Annotated in this window: 10 protein-coding genes; 3 read left to right on the top strand and 7 right to left on the bottom strand. The window is 70.0% G+C overall.

All coding sequences use genetic code 11. The features are described 5' to 3' along the window. Window positions 1–114: 114 nt before the first annotated feature. Window positions 115–2,427, bottom strand: a complete 2,313-nt coding sequence (locus tag AB0I91_RS44245; protein ID WP_499642254.1) for a hypothetical protein — start codon at window positions 2,425–2,427, stop codon at window positions 115–117. Window positions 2,428–2,815: 388 nt separating this feature from the next. Between AB0I91_RS44245 and AB0I91_RS44240 the strand changes: the two genes are divergently transcribed. Then, window positions 2,816–3,823 (top strand): RNA polymerase subunit sigma-70, encoded by a 1,008-nt coding sequence (locus AB0I91_RS44240; RefSeq protein ID WP_499642253.1) that lies wholly within the window; start codon window positions 2,816–2,818, stop codon window positions 3,821–3,823. A gap of 116 nt (window positions 3,824–3,939) precedes the next feature. On the opposite strand, the gene AB0I91_RS44235 is transcribed toward AB0I91_RS44240, so the two are convergent. The 5 genes from AB0I91_RS44235 to uppS form a co-directional block, all read right to left on the bottom strand. Then, a complete protein-coding gene (locus tag AB0I91_RS44235; protein WP_499642250.1) occupies window positions 3,940–4,503 on the bottom strand; it encodes a dihydrofolate reductase family protein in 564 nt (187 codons plus the stop codon). A 658-nt stretch (window positions 4,504–5,161) separates the two neighbouring features. Beyond that, the gene (locus AB0I91_RS44230) at window positions 5,162–5,557 is read right to left on the bottom strand and encodes a hypothetical protein (RefSeq protein ID WP_499642247.1); all 396 of its coding nucleotides are present in this window, start codon (window positions 5,555–5,557) and stop codon (window positions 5,162–5,164) included. 1,598 nt (window positions 5,558–7,155) lie between these two features. Further along, complete coding sequence (locus tag AB0I91_RS44225) at window positions 7,156–8,301, bottom strand: hypothetical protein (RefSeq protein ID WP_499642245.1); 1,146 nt, start codon at window positions 8,299–8,301, stop codon at window positions 7,156–7,158. Window positions 8,302–8,523: 222 nt separating this feature from the next. Continuing rightward, window positions 8,524–9,006, bottom strand: coding sequence for a hypothetical protein (locus tag AB0I91_RS44220; RefSeq protein WP_499642243.1), 483 nt, complete (start codon window positions 9,004–9,006; stop codon window positions 8,524–8,526). A 194-nt stretch (window positions 9,007–9,200) separates the two neighbouring features. After that, window positions 9,201–9,974, bottom strand: a complete 774-nt coding sequence (uppS, locus tag AB0I91_RS44215) for a polyprenyl diphosphate synthase (protein ID WP_499642241.1) — start codon at window positions 9,972–9,974, stop codon at window positions 9,201–9,203. Between the two features lie 253 nt (window positions 9,975–10,227). Here uppS and AB0I91_RS44210 point away from each other — a divergent pair, with 253 nt between their 5' ends. Both AB0I91_RS44210 and AB0I91_RS44205 read left to right on the top strand, forming a co-directional pair. After that, entirely contained in the window at window positions 10,228–10,710 is a 483-nt protein-coding gene (locus AB0I91_RS44210; RefSeq protein WP_499642255.1) for a DUF5980 family protein, read from the top strand. A 344-nt stretch (window positions 10,711–11,054) separates the two neighbouring features. Beyond that, window positions 11,055–12,116, top strand: a complete 1,062-nt coding sequence (locus AB0I91_RS44205; protein WP_498780273.1) for an alpha-hydroxy acid oxidase — start codon at window positions 11,055–11,057, stop codon at window positions 12,114–12,116. Here the strand turns inward: AB0I91_RS44205 and lipP1 are convergent. After that, the coding region (gene lipP1, locus AB0I91_RS44200) for a LipP1 family hormone-sensitive lipase (protein WP_499642239.1) at window positions 12,106–12,953 on the bottom strand (848 nt) is incomplete at its 5' end. The genes AB0I91_RS44205 and lipP1 overlap by 11 nt on opposite strands.

Here is a 12,953-nt window from a genome sequence, read left to right as displayed (position 1 = left end):
ACACACCCCCCCCCCCCCGCCCGGCGGCCGCGACACCCCCCCCCGTATTTTACCCCCCCCCCGCCCCCGGGGCCGCCCCCCCCCCCCCCGCCCCCCGCCCCCCCCACCCCGTGCTCACGGGTTCGGGACCAACGCCCACCCGGTGTAGTAGTCGGCGGCGATGGCGGTCGCACCGGACAGCCCCTGCACCGGAACCGGGACCGTCGAGTGCGTGTACGTCTGGTCGTTGGCGAGCGTTTCGAAGATGTCCTCGCCCCAGCCCGCGACGGTGCCGCCGGCACGCAGCGCGAGGGCGCCGCGGCCGAAGCTGGCGATCTGCGTCACGTCCGAGAGGTTCGACACCTGGACCGGGACCGCGGACGCGCACGCGGGCGAGAAGTCCGTGCACGCGACCCCGTTGCCGAGGACACCGCCGTAGCTCGAGCCCCAAGCCCACACGGTGCCGTCGCCGCGCAGCGCGTAACCGTTGTAGCGGCCCGCGTCGATCCCCGTCACGCCGGTCAGCCCGGAAACCCGCACCGGGACGCGGGAAGCGCAGAGCCCACCGCCGGACGGCTCGCACGGCTGACCGTTGCCGAGCTGCGCGTAGTAGTTGGAACCCCACGCCCAGACCGTGCCGTCGCCGCGCAGGGCGTAGACGCCGTCGCTGCCGCTGTCGCCCGACACCGCGGTGACCCCGGTCAGCCCGGACACCTGGACGGGCACCAACGAGTGCCCTCCGCTCGAACCGTTGCCGAGCTCGCCTTGGCTGTTGAAACCCCACGCCCAGACGGTGCCGTCGGCGCGGACCGCATAGCCGGTGCCCCAGGAGCTGCCGATGGCGACGACGTCGGTCAGACCGGGGATCGGCGCGGCCACCGAGGAGTCGTCGGTACCGCCGTTGCCGAGCTGGCCCGTGCCGTTCCAGCCCCAGGCCCACACCGTGCGGTCCTCGCGCAGCGCGTAGCCGGTGAGCTGACCGGCGGCGATGGCGGTGACGCCGGTCAGCCCGAGCACGCGAACCGGCACCGCGGACCCACCGCCGTTGCCGGCCTTCCACCCGTTGCCGAGCTGCCCCGAGTCGTTCTTCCCCCACGCCACCACCGTGCCGTCGGCGCGCAACACGTACTGGGTACCCCACATGCTGCCGGCGATCGCCCGTACCCCGGTCAGCCTCGCCCGAGTCGGCACGGACGTCCGCGCCACCGCCTCCACGGTGCCCAGCGCGCGCTCGGCGCCGTTCCTGCCCCACCCGTAAACGCAATCGGTCGTGCAGGTCGGGGCGTCGAGCACGGCGAACGCGCCGGCCAGGTCGGCGACGAGGTGAACGCTCCCGCCGTTGTTGTACAGCTGGAGGTCACGCGTCATGCCGAACCCGACCACGGCGGCGTTCGGCACGGTCTGCCCCGGGGACAGGTTGAGGTTCGACGCGTTGGTGTACTGCCCTGCCCCGTACGCGGACACGTACGTCGCGGCCGTCGCGTCGACGCCGGTGATGTTGATCACCACGGCGGTTGCCGTGATCGGGGCCTTGGTCGTGAGCCCCAGGTTGACGACCTGCCGGGCGCCGACCGCCCCGGTCGTGCCGCCGGTACCGTCCCTGGTGTCGAGCACCCGTACCGAGCTCAGCGGCAGGAACAGGGCGCCGTAGTCGGGGGTGTAGAAGCCGGTCAGGTCGGCGATCAGGTCGATGGTGCCGGCGTTGTTGTAGAGGTTCACCGTGCGGTTCGCGCCCACGGCGACGGTGACGAGGTTGGGGCGCGTGTCGCCGGGCGGCACGTTCAGGTTCGACGCGGTGGGCCGGGACGTTCCGGCGGGCCACGCGGTGACGAACGTGTCGGCGGTCGCGTTGGTGGCGGTCAGGTTGACCGTGACCGCCGTGGCCGACGCCGGGATCCAGGCGGACAGGTCCACCGCACGCGTGGCGCCGGGGCCCACCTGCGCGTTCTCCCGGGTGTCCAGCACGCGGTTGGCCGCCAGCGCGGTGAACTTGGCCCCGGCGCCGGTGCTGTAGTGGCCGGCGAGGTCGGCGACGAGGTGGACGTTCCCGCTGTTGTTGTAGAGGTCGACCTTCCGGTCGGCGCTGAGCGTGACGGTGACCTGGTTGGGCCGGACGTCCCCCGGCGTCAGGTTCAGGCTCGACGCGACGGGCCGCGCGCCACCGCTGGGGAACACCGTCACGAAGGTGGGTGCCGTCGGGGTCACCCCGGTGACGTTGAGGACCACGGCGGTGGTGGCGACGGGAACCCGGGCGGAGAGGTCGACGGTGACGGTGCCACCCGCCCCGACCGGACCGCCGGTGTTCCTCGTGTCGAGCACCCGGACCGGGGACGACGAGGTGAAGGTCGAACCGGTCTCGCCGGCCTCGCCGGCCTCGCCGGCCTGGACGGTCGGCGAAGGCGCCGCCGACGCCGTCCCGCCGGCGAGCAGCAGCCCACCTGTCAGCAACGCACTCAGAGCAACGGGTAGTACACGACGCACTGCGGTCCCCCTCAAATGATCATGTCCCCCGACCCCCGTTCAGAGTATTGATCAGCCGGTCGCCCGACCAGCGCTTTCGCCCACGCGCAACCGGACCAGTCGCAGGACGCAGGCCACGGCAGACGTAGGGGAGGACGCGGCGACCAGGTCATCACCGTCGACGGCGACATCTCGGACCTCACGGGCGACGAGGGCCGTTCCGCACGACGGCACCCGGCCCGGAGCACGTTCGCTGGATCGACCTGAACCGTCCGGTCTGACGAACGGCCCGGTGTCAGCGGCTTCACCGATCAGAAATGCGCCGCCCCGTCGTCAGTTCTGCCAGCCCGTCTCCCCGGTGGAAGGATTGATGACCATGGCCGACGACAGACTGCCGGGTGGCGACGAGGCCACGTTCATCGCGGCGGTCCGCTCAGACGATACGGCGCGGTTCGCGCTGCTCACAGAGCGCTACCGGCGTGAGCTGCAGGCGCACTGCTACCGGATGCTCGCGAACTACGAGGACTCCCAGGACCTCGCGCAGGAGACGTTCCTGCGGGCGTGGAGGAAGCGGGAGTCGTTCAGGGGGCACGCCGCGCTGCGGACGTGGCTGTACCGGATCGCGACGAACGCCTGCCTCGACTTCCTGGAGAAGCGCAACGACCGCACACCCGTGCCGGTCGAGCTGCCGGACTCCGGCTCCGAGCTGCCGTACCTGCAGCCGTACCCCGACCGGATGCTCCCCGAGGACCCGCAGGAATCGGTGGTGGCCCGGGAGACGATCGAGCTGGCGTTCATCGTCGCCGTCCAGCACCTGCCACCGCGACAGCGGGCGGTGTTCATCCTGCGCGACGTCCTCGGCTGGCCGGCACCGACGGCCGCCGACGCCCTCGAACTGACCGTCGCCTCGGTGACCAGCGCCTTGCAGCGGGCGCGCGTGACGATGCGGGAGCAGCTGCCCGACCGCCGCCTCGATTGGCGCAGCCCCGCCACCTACGAGCTGTCCAGCGACGAGCGCGGCGTGGTGAAGTCGTACATCGACGCCCATGAGCGCAACGACCTCGACGGGCTGATGTCGCTGCTGCGCGACGACCTGCGCTTCGCGATGCTGCCCGATCCGGGCACGGTGACCAGGACGGCCAAGGACGCGGTGGACGGCTGGGTCTCCGGTGGGCTCTTCCAGCGCGGCCACGACGACTGGCGCGGTATCACCACGACGGTCAACCGCATGCCAGCCGCCGCGCTCTACCTCCGCACCCCCGACGACCCGGAGTACCGGTTGTTCGCCATCGCGGTCCTGCGCGTCGTCGACGGGAAGATCGCCGAGCTCACCGGCTTCGACGCCGCCGACAAACCATGGCTGGACCTGCCCCCGACGCTGTGATCACCCATGTGCCCACCGTCGACGAATCCAGCGCACGGGCCGCCGTCGTCCTCGTCTCCGGCGAGTCGGTCAACGGCTCACTCGGGACGCAACGAAGTGGCCGGGGAAGGGTTGCCTCATCGCCTCGTCTCGTATCGGGTCAGCACCACGCCGCCGGGAAACGTCCGCGTCTCCACCAGGTTCAGGTTCACCCAACCGTCCAGCGCGGTGAAGAACGGCGTGCCGCCGCCCACCAGGACGGGGTGGGTCGCCAGCTGGTACTCGTCGATCAGCCCGGCCCTCATGGCCGCCCCGGCGAGCGTCGCGCCGCCGATGCTCATCGGACCGCCGTCCTCGGCCTTGAGCCGGGTGATCTCGGCGATCGCGTCGCCGGTCACCAGGCGGGTGTTCCAGTCGACCTCGTCGACGGTCGAGGAGAACACCACCTTCGGCGTGTCCCGCCAGTTCCGCGCGAACTCGACCTCCGCCGGGGTGGCGTCGGGCTGCTGGTCGCCCGTCGGCCAGTGGGAGCTCATCGTCTCCCACAGCTTGCGCCCGTACAGCGACAGCTCACTCTCCCGCTCCCGGTCGAGCCACCACTGGAACAGCTCGTCGCTCGGCGCGCTCCAGCCGATGTCATCGCCGGTCGCGGCGATGTAGCCGTCCAGGGTCACGTTCATGCCGAAGATCAGTTTGCGCATCGTGTTGCCAGCCTTCCGTGAGTCGATCTCACACATACAGACGGGCGCGGCGGGGAAACCTAATCGGTGTGCGATCTGCACCCACAGACCGTCCCCGGGTGACGTCGAGTAGTTCTCGTCACCAGTGGCGTTGGGGTCCCTGGTCCAGGTGTGGAACGTCGGAGCCGCAGAGGGTGGCCTGGATAGCGGTCGGTCCTGCCCCTGATTGCGTGATCAACCTTATCGTGAAGGGGTTGGGTCGCGCCGGGTTGACGCCGCAGCAATAGCTGCAACGGCTGAAACAACGGACGAAGACAAGGACACTGATCGCCCGCGGCACGATCATGACCACGACGAAGGGGTGGTGCGCTGACCGCGGGTGCGACCTTTGGTCGGACTGGTTGTCCGACACCCGTGCCGATCCGGGCATGCGACGGCGGCGTACTCGCGATCCGCCGATGCGAACTCCACGACCACATCCTGATCGTGGCAGGAAGCCCACGCGGGGCAGATCCTCACAACCTGCGAAGAACCACTCAACCGACCTCGGCACCCACCGACTGCATCGGACCGGCATCCTCGACGGCTCCTCAACGAGTACCGAGATGCCGCTTGACCAGCAACGATGACTTTCGAGCAGGGACGCGGACCACCTCAGGCCCGCGTCCCGACCACCCGGTCAGTTCACCGTGACGTACCCAGAGTCGCAGTTGGTAGGCGTCGCGGTAGGCCCGTTGCGCCGGCACACCTCGATCTCCAGTCGGTCGCCCGGCGCGTAGCCGCCGGAGGCGTAGGCAGAGCCAGGCGTGCCGTTGCTGCCGTTGGCGTCCTCACCACTCACGATGTGCAGGCCGCCCAACGAGAGGTTCCACACCGACGAGACGACGCGGCGGCTGTCACCGTAGGTGTCGTTGACCGTGAGGCGTCCCGTGCTGGTGTTGAAGGAGGCGTTGCCGTAGTAGCTCGGACTGGTGTAACCGGTGCCAGTCGCCGCCTGTGCCGTGCCCGGCAGCACCGTGAGCGAGGCGAGCACTAGAGCTGCGGCCCCCGCCGCAGTGCCCATGAGTCGTCGCATGTCGTCGTTCCCCTTTGTACGTTCTGCCGTATGCGGGGAGTTCCCCGTGACAGTCACGATCCTGACCGGTCGGCCTGGAGGAAAACTTGTGTCGATCTAGGAGCCGCCTCCACAGTCGGTCCCGATTCCACTCCGCCGACCACAACGGGCCGAACAGCACCGGTGTCGGTCCCGTCCCGATGAGCTGGACGGGAACACTGCGCGTGTCGGCCGCGCTGTCCCACCTCGAACCTGCGCGACGGCGACCCAACCTCTTCCTGCGGTCGAGGTCGAAGTCGCAGGGCAGCTCGAACGGGTGTAGGGCGCCCACGTCACGGTGTCGGCAGGAGTGATCGACACACCCGCGCTGCTGCTGCGCTCCGGTGTCGGCCCGGAGCCCCGCTTACGGTGGTCGGACGTGCCGGTAGTGCTCCCTCACCGGGGTCTCGGCCGGAAGGTGATCGAGTACCAGGAGATCGCCACAACGAGACGCGCACCGGGACTCCGACCTGGGTCATTGCCAGGTCTACGGCGAGCTCCCAGTGCTCGGCATCAGGATCGCCGGGTCCACCGCCCGGCAGATCCTCAACTGCCTCCGGAGTGCTGAGTGGTGGCTCGGCGTCGAGTGGCTGACCGGCCAGTTCTACGCACGCCAGCGGACCGGTCCGCTGGCGTGCGTTGATGAGGCGGGCCGCCGGAGGTGCATCCAGGACTGGTGGCCTCGGCACGGCCCAAGCTAAGGGCGAGAGCAGGATGAGCCTTTGTATGACGTGCACGCCGCGCGGATACCGGGGCAGCACCTCGTGCGACGACGGAACGGTCCGGGCCTCGTGTCCACGCGGCCCGCACCCGAGGCAGGCACGGCGCCACTGCTGCCAGGAGTCCGACGCCTCGTGGATGTCGCGGCTGACGGTGGTCAGACCGACGCCGAACCCTGCGGCCAAGCGGTATCGCCACAGCGGGAGTGCGCCAGCACCCAGCAGGGCTTGACATCCGGAATCCAGGCGCGGCCACCTGCTGCCGATCCGGGCACCGGTGCGCGGTCTGTTCCCTGGCCAGCAACTGAAGATGTGAACCGGACAGGTCGCTCGCGGATGGGCAGGCAATCACTCGAAGGTCGCGGCGATGGCCTTGTCCGCGGTCGAGAAGCCAACTACCAGGACCTTCGCCATGTCTGCACCACGGCCCTCAGCCCAGGCCCACCAAGTTGGGAAGGGCTCGTGGATGCGGGTTGACCAGCGATCGACCAGTTGTGGATGTCGTCTTTGTCGCCGGTTTTCCTCATTCGAAGTGGTGGATCTCCGGCAAGGTGATGGACCAGTGAGGTAGGTGGTGAGGCCTGGTCTAGAAGTTGTTGCGGTCCGGTCGAAGCGCCACCGGTGACGGGCGACCCTGATCAGAGTGGGCTCAGCGCCAAAGTTCGAGGACTACAGCACGAAGCCTTGATCGTTCAGCCGGCGACGCGCGGTGGCCGCCCCGTGAACGGGCCGACGTCCGGCCCTCCGGAAGCCGCAGGGCCGCCCGGATCGGTTTCCCGATCAGGGCGGCCCGCGACCACCAGCGGGGATTCACGTCATGGTGAGGCGTTCTCCAGCCCGTTCCCCGAGCGACGGGATCGGCTACCACCAGGTGGCGGTGCAGCCGGATTTCGCGGTGACATTGCCCTCGCAGAGCTTGAACTCGATCGAGGTGTTGTGTTCGACGGTGATGTAGGCGGCCGACCCGCGCTGCACGCCGGCCGAGGGCACGTACCGGACACCGTTCGGGGTTCGCACCGCGAGCACGGCCGAGACGAACGGGCTGCTCGTGTTCGTCACGATCTTCGCTTTCGCGGTCCACTCACCGGTGGGCAACTGGTACTTGGTCACGTACGCGGTCGCCCCGGCCCGTGCGGTGGTGACGGTCTTGCTGCCCGTGTAGACCGGGGCCATCGCGACGGAGGACAGGAACGGGCTCCTGGCGACGTTCGAGTTCGGGTTGTTCGCCAGCCAGGTACCGGCTGCGGGGTCGGTGTTGAAATAGTCGTCGTTGTTGCAGTCGACGAGGTCGGGCTCGCTCGATTTCGGGCACAAGTCCTGGAGCGGATACGTGCCGGGCACGCCGTCGTCGTCATAGCACATGATGTCCGCGTCGTCCCAGCAGTGCCCGCCTGGCGTGCCGTGCGGTGCGTTCGAATTGACGGCGCCCAGCGCGTGCAGCAATTCGTGGCCAGCGGGATTCCACTCCCAGCAACCGGTGCCGACCATGGCCCACGACGGGCCGGCTGTCAGCGTGCCTCCGGACGCGAGACCGCAGAAGGCGGTCGTCTGCAAGAAGATCAGGTACTTGCGGTCGACACTGTCGTACCCGCGCGACACGAGGTCTCGTTGCACTGAGTTGTAGTCCATGATGTTCGTGCCGGACGCGAGGACTACGTTGTCGATCCTGGGTGAGCAGTCGGCGTTGCTGACGTAGCGGATTCCCCGTGAGCCGCCCGTTCGCAACGCCCCGTACTGGACAGCGAGGTTGATCTGGCTCGACATGGCCTCGATCTTGGGCGCCATCTCGGCGTAGCGATCGGCGCCGGCCGGCGAACGCACGTAGACGAGTTGAACCTGCTTCGTGCCGCCGTCACACGCGGTGATAGCCGGAACTGTCGCGCCGGGCACCCCGGTCGCGGCCTCACCCGTGTCAGCCGAGACGGGTGGACCGAAACCGGTCAAGCCGACTGCCACGGCGAACCCGACCGCCACTGTCACCGTCCTGCGGAGCAGGGCTGATTTCATCCTCGGTCCCCTTCTCGAACTCTTCGGCAACAGGCCCTTGAGCAGGCTCGCCGGACTCCGCTGCCGCACCGGCCGTGATCGATTTCGACCGGAACCACTGTGACCGAACGGTCTCGGACAGATCTGGGGACGATCTGGGATTCGGCGTTCCGGACCAGCACGCGGCTCTGGACGTTCTGTCACTGGTTCAACGAGTGGTCGTCCCGATGATTGTGGCCGATGTCAGTCGCCGAGGCCCTGGCTGAACGCCGTGTGGCGGGGCGTCGACGGGTCGATTGCCAGGTGCACCGTCCACGTCCGGGTGCTCTTCCCGTAACGGTCGTAGTTCGTGTCGTCTTGGATCGGCCACTGGAGTTCCGCGACCACCGGTGGGGAGAAGGGGAGGTCGCGGCCTTGCTGTGCGCGCTTCTCCGAGGCTTCGACGCCGTTGACCTCGATCACCGCGTTCAGGCAGTTGTCCGGGAAGCCGTAGGTCAGGTACAGGCCGCTGGACATCGGACCGCCGGCGTCGGCGTACCGCAGGTCCGAAACGTCGCACGACGGCAGTTCGAGCTCGAAGTGCGCCAACAACTCCTCCAGGGAGTGCCCGCCGGTCGAATAGGGGTGCTCGCGGGGATCGCCGCCACACGCCACCAGGACGACGCACGACATCACGGCGATGAGCTTCCGTCCGACCCTCCGGACGCCGGCCGAACGGAAGCTCATCGTCACCCTCTCTGCCTGAATCCTCTGCGCGACCGGACGACCGTGGTCAACGTCGGTTGGACGGTCCGGTCGAAGCCGTCGTAGGAGCACGACTCGATGATCTGCCCGCCGCCGGTGACGGTGTCCAAGCGGCCGAAGGGTCGTCATTGTATGCGCCGGCCGGGGCGGGACGATCCGGCCGGTGTCGCGGGCGATCAGTCCCGTGAACCCTGCCGCACCGCGTACGAGCGCACTGCGCGCAGGAAGTCCACCTGCCGGAACGCGGGCCAGTAGACGTCGCAGAAGTGCAGCCGGGAACCGGCGGCCTGCCACAACAGGAATCCGGAGAGCCGGCGTTCGCCACTGGTCCGGATGACGAGGTCAGGGTCCGGCCGACCGGCGGGGTCGAGGTGCGCCGTGATGTCCTCCACGGTGAGCGTGGCGGCCAGTTCCTCGGCGGTGACCCGCCGCTCGGCGGCCTGGTCGAGCAGCGAGCGGACCGCGTCGACGATCTCCTCGCGGCCGTCGTAGCCGACCGCGACCGTCAACTCCGAGTCGGTCGCCCGCTCCAACGTCAGGTCCTGCGCCCTCTTGAGCGCGTACGCGGTCGAGTCGGGGAGGAGGTTGAGCCGCCCGGTCACGTTTAGGCGCCACCTCTCCGACCGCGCCACCACTCGGTCGACCACGACCCGTTCGACGACCTCCATCAGGAAGGCCGTCTCCTCCGAACCGCGCTTGCGCAGGTTGTCGCTCGACGCCAGGAACACGGTCACGTGCCGGATGCCGAAGTCGGCGCACCACCCCAGCACGGTCTCCAGGTGCTCACCGCCGTGCAGGTGGCCGATGCTGGGGTTCGCGTAGCCCTGCTCGCGGGCCCAGCGGCGATTCCCGTCCATGATGAGCGCGACGTGGCGGGGCAGCGGACCGCTCGCCACCTGACGGCGAAGCCGTCGTGCGTACAACGCGCGCAACGACTCGACCAGTCCCACGGAGGAAAAGGTACACCGGGTCGAACCGGCCGGGTCGCGGAACCGGCCCGTCCACACCGCGATTGTCGGTCAGATCGGCATCCTCGGCGGCCGTTCGGCGGGCTCCTGCTGCCGGCGGGCATCGTCAGCTCGACCGGCCCGCCACTGAGCAGGAGCGGGGCCGGGGCTGAGGGTCTCAGTGGATTCTGAGATCGGGTCGCTAGCTTCGACCGAAGCGCCGCCACTCCAGTTCAGGAGGGATTCGGTGAGAGTGATGTTGCGGATCGCCAGGTCGATGCTCGCCTTGGTCTCGGTGCTCCTGCTGTCCCTGCTCGGCTCGCCGGTCGGCGCGTCGGCACAGTCGGACTCGCAGGACCACACGTGGCACTTGGAGGACTTCGGCACCCCACACCGGATGTGCGTCCAGTACGGCCCCGAGGGGAGGATCCACCAGTCCTACTTCATCTTCGCGGTGACCGGGAAGTGGTCCACCGACCTCGACTTCGGGATGCGCGACCTGCCTCCCGGCTGGACCGCCACGGAGAGCCACCTCCCTCCGGGGTCCAACTACCGCGACCCCGACGACGGCTCGGTCACGATCAACGGGTTCACCCTCGTCCAGGGGTCCGCCACGGTGCCGTTGGCCACGTACCACGCGCAGATATGGGTGTCGGACGGGACGGTCACCGAGACCCACGCTGCCGACATCATCGTCACCACCGCGTCCTGGGTCGACTGCATGCAGGGCCGGGGATGACTCCCCGGTGCGAACACGAGACACTGCGGCTGGTTTCCGAACTGCGGTGATCTCGCGGTGAAGCGCTCACGCCCGCGCGAACCCGGTTCGGCATCCCGACCGAATCTGTCCAGTGCGTGAGCGAGGTGGGCGTCCGACGGGGTGTATTCCGTCATCCTCGGTGACGCGGACGTGATGGCGTGGGCGGTGTCGGCTGCCGCCCACGCCATCACGCCGCCCGCCCGCAGCACACCCCGACCCGCGTGAGGGCCCATGAACAGCGACAGCGGACTGCCCGCTCCCGTCCCGGCACGCCACCTTGGCGACGCGGACGTCGACCGCCGCGCGACCTCGTGAACGCACCCGTGATCCACTCGGTCGCCGACGCCGAGCGCCTGGCAGCCGAACGGCTGGCCCCCGACGTCCGGGACTTCGTCTCCGGTGGAGCGGGCGACGAGGTCACGCTCGCCGCCAACCGCGCGGCGTTCGAACGGGTGTCCTTGGTGCCCAGGTCGCTGGTCGACGTGTCCCAGTACGACACCGGACGCGATCTGTTCGGCGCCTGGTCGTCGCTGCCGTTGGCGATCGCGCCGATGGCATACCAGCGCCTGCTTCACCCGGACGGGGAGAGCGGGGTCGCGCGGGCGGCGGCGGAGGCAGGTGTGCCGAACGTGTTGTGCACGATCGGCGCCGAGTCGATCGAGGACGTGGCGGCGGCCGGTGGCGCGCACTGGCTCCAGTTGTACTGGCTCAGGGACCGCCAGGTCATGGCGGACCTGCTCCGGCGGGCCGAGGGTGTCGGCTGTCGCGCGGTCGTCCTCACCGTCGACGTGCCGGTGATGGGGCGACGTGTCCGGGACCTGCGCAACGGGTTCGCGCTGCCGCCCGGCGTGCGGCCGGTCAACATCGGCGGTGACGTCGGTGAACGGCGAGCCGGCGACTCGGCGGTGGCCCGGCACACCGACGCCGTCTTCGACCCCTCCCTGACGTGGCACGACCTCGACTGGATCAGGGAGCGCACGCGATTGCCGCTGGTGCTGAAGGGAATCCTCGACCCCGAGGACGCCCAACGGGCCGTGGAGTCCGGTGTGGACGGTCTGGTGGTCTCCAACCACGGCGGGCGACAGCTCGACGGCGCAGTGCCCTCCCTCGACGCCCTGCCCGACGTGGTGGACGCCGTGCGCGGCCGGTGCCGGGTGCTGCTGGACAGCGGGGTGCGCACCGGGGTCGACGTCCTGCGGGCGCTCGCGCTGGGCGCGGACGCGGTCCTGCTCGGCCGCCCCGTGCTGTGGGGCCTCGCGGTGGCCGGGCGGCACGGCGTCACCGCGGTGCTCGACGTCATCCGGCAGGAGTTCGAGACCGCGCTGCGCCTGGCGGGCTGCCGGGACGTCGAGGACGCGCGCCGGCTGCGCACGGTCAGGGCGTGAACCGCGCCCGCAGGTAGGCGGCGACCTCGGTATGCGCCTCGCGGGCCGCGTCGAGGACGTCGGTCATCGCGAAGAACCCGTGCGCCATGCCGGGGTAGCGCGTCGAGACGACGTCCACGCCCGACGACGCCAGCCTCCGCGCGTACTCCTCCCCCTCGTCGCGCAACGGGTCGTGCTCGGCGGTCACGACCAGCGCCGGTGGCAGCCCCGACAGGTCGTCGGCGCGCAACGGCGACGCCAGCGGGTCGAGCCCGTCCGCCGGGTCGGCCAGGTAGTGCGACCAGTACCACGCCACCGAGTGCCGGTTGAACAGCGCCGGGTCGTCGCTGTCGCGCAACGAGGGCGTGTCCGCGCGGTAGTCGGTGTTGGGGTACACGAGCACCTGCGCGGCGAGCGACGGGCCGCCCCGCTCACGGGCCAGCAGCGTCACGGCCGCCGTGAGGTTGCCGCCCGCGCTGTCACCGGCCAGGGCCAACCGCCCGGCGTCGACCCCGAACTCGTCGGCGTGCTCGGCGATCCACGCCACGGCCGCGTAGCTGTCGTGCACGGCCGCCGGGAACCGGTGCTCGGGCGCGAGCCGGTAGCCCACGGTGATCACCTGGCACGGCACGGCGTTGGCCGGCGACCGGCAGATCCCGTCGGACGTCTCGACGGTGCCCAGCGCCCACCCGCCGCCGAACAGGTACACCAGCGTCGGCAGCGGACCGGTGTCGTCGGTCGGCCGGTAGACGCGCACCGGCAGGTCGCCGCCCGGTGCGGCACGTGGCGGTCCACCACGTGCCGCCCCCGCGCGGCCCCGCCCGGCCGGACGGCGGCCCGGTCGGCGGCACGGGCCGG

It is taken from the genome of Actinosynnema sp. NPDC049800, assembly GCF_040656635.1.
Classification (GTDB): domain Bacteria; phylum Actinomycetota; class Actinomycetes; order Mycobacteriales; family Pseudonocardiaceae; genus Actinosynnema.
Note: the sequence above shows the minus strand (reverse complement) of the source record. Positions and strands in the feature narration are given on the sequence as shown.

Coding starts and splice junctions, on each gene's coding strand:
- AB0I91_RS44225 (WP_499642245.1), bottom strand. CDS start 8,301: ATGAAATCAGCCCTGCTCCGCAGGACGGTGACAGTGGCGGTCGGGTTC.
- AB0I91_RS44220 (WP_499642243.1), bottom strand. CDS start 9,006: ATGAGCTTCCGTTCGGCCGGCGTCCGGAGGGTCGGACGGAAGCTCATC.
- AB0I91_RS44235 (WP_499642250.1), bottom strand. CDS start 4,503: ATGCGCAAACTGATCTTCGGCATGAACGTGACCCTGGACGGCTACATC.
- AB0I91_RS44230 (WP_499642247.1), bottom strand. CDS start 5,557: ATGCGACGACTCATGGGCACTGCGGCGGGGGCCGCAGCTCTAGTGCTC.
- AB0I91_RS44240 (WP_499642253.1), top strand. CDS start 2,816: ATGGCCGACGACAGACTGCCGGGTGGCGACGAGGCCACGTTCATCGCG.
- AB0I91_RS44210 (WP_499642255.1), top strand. CDS start 10,228: ATGTTGCGGATCGCCAGGTCGATGCTCGCCTTGGTCTCGGTGCTCCTG.